The 5,388-nt window shown below is 71.8% G+C and carries 1 protein-coding gene and 1 pseudogene; both read left to right on the top strand.

Annotated features, from left to right (window positions below; genetic code table 11):
• Positions 1-3,395 (top strand): annotated as a pseudogene (locus ABEA26_RS34715) (SDR family NAD(P)-dependent oxidoreductase); the annotation flags it as partial.
• 234 nt (positions 3,396-3,629) lie between these two features.
• Positions 3,630-5,388 (top strand): type I polyketide synthase (locus ABEA26_RS34710; RefSeq protein WP_345597893.1); only part of this gene is annotated, 1,759 nt, incomplete at its 3' end.

Below are 5,388 nucleotides of genomic sequence, written 5' to 3'. Positions count from 1 at the left end.
AACTGCTCACCGAACAGCGGGCATGGCCGACGGCTGGGCGTCCCCGCCGCGCGGGGGTCTCGTCGTTCGGGGTCTCCGGCACGAACGCCCACGTGGTCCTGGAGCAGCCGGACGCCGTGGCACCGGCGGAGTCCGGCGGCCCTGCCCGGACACCGCTGCCGGACGGGACGGTGGTCCCCTGGGTGCTGTCGGCGCGCGGGACCGAGGCGCTGCGCGCACAGGCCGACCGGCTACACGCCTTCCTCGCGGAACCGGAGAACACGGCGGTTCCCGTGGCCGACATCGGCCGGGCACTGGCGACTACACGGGCGTCGTTCGACCAGCGGGCGGTGGTGCTGGGCGCGGACCGGGCGGAGCTGTTCGCCGGACTCGCGGAGCTGGCGGCCGGACGGCCCGCCCCCGGCGTCGCATCCGGCACGGCCCGTGAGCAGGATCTGTGCTTCCTCCTCTCCGGACAGGGCAGCCAACAGCCAGGAATGGGACGGGAGCTGTACGAGGCATATCCCGCATTCGCGGAGGCGTTCGATGAGGTCTGCGCCCAGCTGGACCCGCTGCGGCAGAGGCCCGTACGGGAGGTCGTCTTCGACGACGCGGAGGCCCTGGAGCACACGGAGCACACACAGGCCGGGCTCTTCGCGTTCCATGTCGCGTTGTTCCGGCTGCTGGATTCGTGGGGCGTGCGCCCGGACTATCTGCTCGGGCACTCGGTCGGTGAGCTGTCGGCCGCGTACGTGGCAGGGGTGCTGTCCCTCGAAGACGCTGCCGCTCTGGTGGCGGCCCGGGGGCGTCTGATGCAGACGCTCCCGGCCGGTGGGGCGATGGTCTCGCTCCAGGCGGCGGAGAACGAGGTGCTGCCGCTCCTGACGGACGCCGTCTCCGTCGCCGCGCTCAACGGGCCGGACGCCACGGTGATCTCGGGCGACGAGGCGGACGTCCTGCGGATCGCCGGACGTTTCGAGGCGGAGGGCCGCAAGACCAAGCGGCTGCGTGTGAGCCACGCCTTCCACTCGCCGCACATGGACGCCATGCTCGACGACTTCCGCTCGGTGGCGGAACGGTTGACGTTCCATGCCCCGAGGATCCCCCTCGTGTCGAACGTGACCGGTCGCCTCGCCTCGGGCGAGGAGCTCCGGGATCCCGAGTACTGGGTGCGGCAGGTGCGTCACGCAGTGCGGTTCGCCGACGGGATGGCGTGCCTCGGTGAGAACGGCGTGCGCACCTTCGTGGAGGTGGGGCCGGACGGAGTGCTCTCGGCCCTCGGACGGGCATGCCTACCCGAAGGCGACGACGCGGTGTTCGCACCCTCGCTGCGGGCCGGCCGGAGCGAGCGGCTGACGGTGCTCGGCGCCGCCGCCACCGTGCACACGAGCGGTGGCGGGCACGTCGACTGGGCGGCCATGTTTTCCGGCGGCGGACACGGCGGGCTCGTCGACCTGCCCACGTACGCGTTCCGGCACGAGCGCTACTGGCCGCGCGGGCAGGCATCGTCCGGAGCCGGGTACGGCTCCGAAGCCGGAACGGCGGATGGTGTCGACGCCCGGTTCTGGGAGGCCGTGGGGCAAGGCGACCTGGCGGGCCTGGAGGGGCTCGGCACGTCGGCGGAGTTCTCGGGCCAGGCACGGCTCGTGGACGTACTGCCCGCGCTGTCCGCCTGGCGGCGGGGCGAGACGGAGCGCTCCCGCGTGGACTCCATGCGCTACCAGGTGGTGTGGCGTTCCTGGCCGGGCAGCCGCCCGGCACGGCTGTCCGGCCGGTGGCTGGTCGTCGCCGCGCCCGAGGCGGGCGGGGAACCGGCCGAGTGGCTCGCCGGTGTGCTCACGGCGCACGGCGCGGACACCGCCACGGTGGTGGTCGAGGACGGCTGGACGGAGTCCGTGACGAAACTGGCTGAGTCGGGGGAGCCGTTCGACGGCGTGCTGTGCGCGCTGGACGCGGTGACGCTGGCACAGGCGGTGGTCGGCCTGGGCGCCGCCGGCGTGGCAGCGAGGGTGTGGGCGGTCACCGACGGAGCCGTGTCGGTGGGCCCCGACGACGCGCTTCGTGACCCGATGGCGGCACGGGCCTGGGGCGTGGGGCAGGTGGCCCGCTCGGAGTACCCGGAGCGCTGGGGCGGCCTGGTGGACATGCCTGCGACACTCGACGACCGGTGCGGCACCGCGCTGGTGGGCGTGCTGGCCGCGCCGGACGGACATGAGGACCAGATCGCGGTGCGTTCCTCGGGTGTGTTCGTACGACGCCTGGAACGCGCGGCACGGCGGTCGGGTGGCGACCGCCCGTGGCAGACCGGTGGATCGGTCGTGGTCACCGGCGGCACCGGCGCACTGGGTGGTCGAGTGGCGCGCTGGCTCGCCCGAGGCGGAGCGGAGCACGTGATGCTGCTCGGCCGCCGCGGCAAGGACGCGCCAGGAGCCGCCGAACTGGTCGCAGAGCTGGAAGAACTGGGCAGCGGGGTGTCCCTGGTGGCGTGCGACGTCTCCGATCGGGAGGCACTGAGTGACGCGCTCGCGTCGCTCCCCGCGGAGCTGCCGCTGACGGGAGTGGTGCACACCGCGGGCATTCTGGACGACGGTGTCCTCGAAGGACTGACCGCGGACCGCTTCGACCGGGTGGAGGAGCCGAAGGTCTCGGCCGCCTGGCACCTGCACGAACTGACCCGGGAGAAGGACCTCTCCTTCTTCGTCATGTTCTCCTCCCTCGCGGCCACCGTGGGCAGCAGTGGCCAGGGCAACTACGCGGCGGCCAACGCGTTCCTCGACGCCTTCGCCCAGTACCGGCGTGGGCAGGGGCTGCCCGCCACGTCGGTCGCCTGGAGCTCCTGGGGCGGCGGGGCCGGTATGGCCCAGGACGGGGCGGCCGCCGAGCGGACAGCCCGCGGTGGACTACCGCCCATGTCACCGGAGTCGGCCATCGCGGCACTGCAGCGGGCCGTCGAACAGGACGAGACCAATGTGGCCGTCGCCGACATCGACTGGGAGCTCTTCACCACCGCCCTGAGCGTGGTGCGGCCCAACACGCTCATCGACGACCTGCCGGAGGCGCAGCGGGTCCGCGAAGCGCTCGCGGCCACCGTCGCAGCCACTGAGACGCCGTCCTCGCTCGCCCAACGGCTGCGCGAGCTGCCCGAACCCGCCAGGCAGGCCGCGGCCCTCGACCTCGTTCGCACCCAGGCGGCCCTCGTCCTCGGCCATTCCTCCGCCGACGAGGTCGAGGAGGAACGCTCCTTCAACGAGATCGGCTTCGACTCCCTGACGGCGGTCGAACTGCGCAATCTCCTCAACCTGCTGACGGGACTGAACCTCCCGCCGTCACTGATCTTCGACCACCCGAACCCGAGGGCACTCGCCGGGTACGTGCTGGGCGAACTCCTCGGCGACGAGACGGGCGGCCAGTCCGTCCTCGCGGAACTCGACCGGCTGGAATGGGCGCTCTCCGACGTCTCGCTCGACGACGGAACGTACGCGGGGATCGAGAGCAGGCTGAGCGTCCTCCTGTCGGCGGTCGCGGACCGCCGCAGCGCCGCATCGGTGGACGACCTGGAAACCGCCACGGTGGACGAATTGTTCGACTACATCGACAACAAATACGGCAAGCGTTGATCGGCCGACCGGCAAGGATCTGAGGAAACTTTCGTGTCTAGTGCGTCGAACGAGCAGAAGTTGCTGTCCTACCTCAAGCGGGTGACGGCCGATCTCGACGAGGTGCAGGAGCGCCTCAAGGCCAAGGAGGACAAGGACCGCGAACCGATCGCCATCGTCGGGATGAGCTGCCGTTTCCCGGGCGGCGTACGGTCGCCCGAGGAGCTGTGGCACCTGCTCTCCGAAGGCCGCGACGCGGTGACGGAGTTCCCCGAGGACCGCGGCTGGGACAACGAATCCTTCTACGACGAGGACCCGGACCAGAGCGACAAGTCGTATGTCAGGGAAGGCGCCTTCCTCGGCAATGTCGGGGAATTCGATGCACGGTTCTTCGGGATCTCCCCGCGTGAGGCGCTGGCGATGGACCCGCAGCAGCGGCTGCTCCTGGAGACCTCCTGGGAGACGTTCGAGCGGGCCGGCATCCCCACCGGGTCGGCGAAGGGCAGCAGGACCGGCGTGTTCGTCGGCACCAACGGCCAGGACTACCCGGCCCTTCTGGCCCGCTCCGAGAACGACGTGGAAGGGTACATGGGGGCCGGCAACGCGGCCAGCGTGATATCCGGCCGCATCTCCTACACCCTGGGCCTCGAAGGACCCGCGGTCACGGTGGACACCGCATGCTCCTCATCCCTGGTGGCCCTGCACCTCGCGGTGCAGGCGCTGCGCACCGGCGAGTGCGACCTGGCACTCGCAGGCGGCGTCACGGTGATGACGACCCCCGGCATCTTCGCCGAGTTCTCCCGGCAGCGGGGCCTCGCGGCGGACGGCCGGTGCAAGGCGTTCGCGGCGGGCGCGGACGGCACCGGTTGGGGCGAGGGTGTCGGCATGCTGCTGGTGGAGCGCCTGTCCGACGCCCGACGCCTGGGCCATGAGGTACTCGCGGTGGTGCGGGGCAGCGCGGTGAACCAGGACGGCGCGTCCAACGGCCTGACCGCGCCGAACGGGCCGTCCCAACAGCGCGTCATTCGAGCGGCGTTGGCGAACGCCGCCCTGTCGGCGGCGGACGTGGACGCCGTGGAGGCACACGGCACGGGCACCGCGCTGGGCGACCCCATCGAGGCGCAGGCGCTGCTGGCGACGTACGGCCGCGGCAGGCCCGCGGACCGCCCCGTCTGGCTCGGTGCGATCAAGTCGAACATCGGCCATACGCAGGCGGCGGCGGGTGTGGCGGGTGTGATCAAGATGGTGATGGCGATGCGGGAGGGTGTGCTGCCGCAGACGTTGCATGTGGATGAGCCGACGCCGCAGGTGGACTGGTCGGCGGGGGCTGTCGAGCTGGTCACCGAGCAGCAGTCGTGGCCGGAGACGGGTCGGCCGCGGCGGGCGGGTGTGTCCTCGTTCGGGATCAGTGGCACGAACGCGCACGTGGTGCTGGAGCAGGCGGAGGAGTCCGAGCCGGTGGCGGCCCCGGATCCTGTGGTGATGCCGACGGTGCCGGTGGTGCCGTGGGTGCTCTCGGGCAAGACGGCGGCGGCGCTGCGTGGCCAGGCGGCTCGGCTGATGTCGCACGTGGGCGAGTCGGCGTCGCCGGTGGATGTGGGGTGGTCGTTGGCCGCGACGCGTTCGGCGTTGGCGCACCGTGCGGTGGTGTTGGGCTCTGGGCGGGAGGAGTTGCTGTCGGGTCTGGCTGCCCTCGCGGAGGGCGAGGAGGCACCGCAGCTTGTCACGGGTGCTGAGAGGGAGCGCCGTGGTGTGGTGTTCGTGTTCCCGGGTCAGGGGGCGCAGTGGGTGGGTATGGCGGCTGGGTTGATGG

It is taken from the genome of Streptomyces marokkonensis, assembly GCF_039539045.1.
Lineage (GTDB): Bacteria > Actinomycetota > Actinomycetes > Streptomycetales > Streptomycetaceae > Streptomyces > Streptomyces marokkonensis.
The sequence above is the reverse complement of the archived record's forward strand: the minus strand, read 5'-3'. Positions and strand labels throughout refer to the sequence as shown.